A 666-nucleotide genomic window follows, 5' to 3' on the forward strand; every position below is an offset into this window, starting at 1 on the left:
CGTCCTTCTTCGCCTCCTAGAGCCTAGGCATCCACCATGCGCCCTTATTCGCTTTAAAAATCTTTACTACTTTGTTAGCATTCCCATGCTATACAACTTGTTTTCCCAATATGTCAAAGAACTTTTTCCTGCCAGCTCCATACTTACTATGGTACTGTGATCTTTCAATCAATGCAGTGAAATTGGCCAGTGTTAAGGTGCGAACCTTTTAGAATCCTGATCATCTTTTGGAAGACCATATTCAAACACCGATTTGTAAAGAACTTTAGATGGAGACCTTCTATCTCCTTCTGGTGGAGGATATCGGAGTCGAACCGATGACCCTCTGCGTGCAAGGCAGATGCTCTAGCCAACTGAGCTAACCCCCCAGGTTTGATACCGCAAAGAAACAACCCAAGCCGTTTCCATATGCAGATCATAACTAGTAGACCCGAGCAGATTTGAACTGCTGACCCCTACATTATCAGTGTAGTGCTCTAACCAGGCTGAGCTACGGATCTGTAACGGATACTACCTAGGTAGTAAACTTAAAGAACTTAATAACATTAAAAGCAGGAAACAACAGCATCAGGTAATGATGCTCTAAAAAGGAGGTATTCCAGCCGCACCTTCCGATACGGCTACCTTGTTACGACTTAGCCCCAATTACCGATTTTACCCTAGGCG

2 tRNA genes and 1 rRNA gene are annotated in these 666 nt (G+C 44.1%); all 3 read right to left on the bottom strand.

What is annotated here, in order from left to right:
• Positions 1-291: 291 nt before the first annotated feature.
• Positions 292-368, bottom strand: a tRNA-Ala gene (locus J7I43_RS24630).
• Positions 369-425: 57 nt separating this feature from the next.
• Positions 426-500 (bottom strand) — tRNA-Ile (locus J7I43_RS24635).
• Between the two features lie 86 nt (positions 501-586).
• Positions 587-666: ribosomal RNA gene (locus tag J7I43_RS24640) — 16S ribosomal RNA — on the bottom strand; the annotation flags it as partial.

It is taken from the genome of Chitinophaga chungangae (assembly GCF_017742215.1).
GTDB classification, from domain to species: domain Bacteria; phylum Bacteroidota; class Bacteroidia; order Chitinophagales; family Chitinophagaceae; genus Chitinophaga; species Chitinophaga chungangae.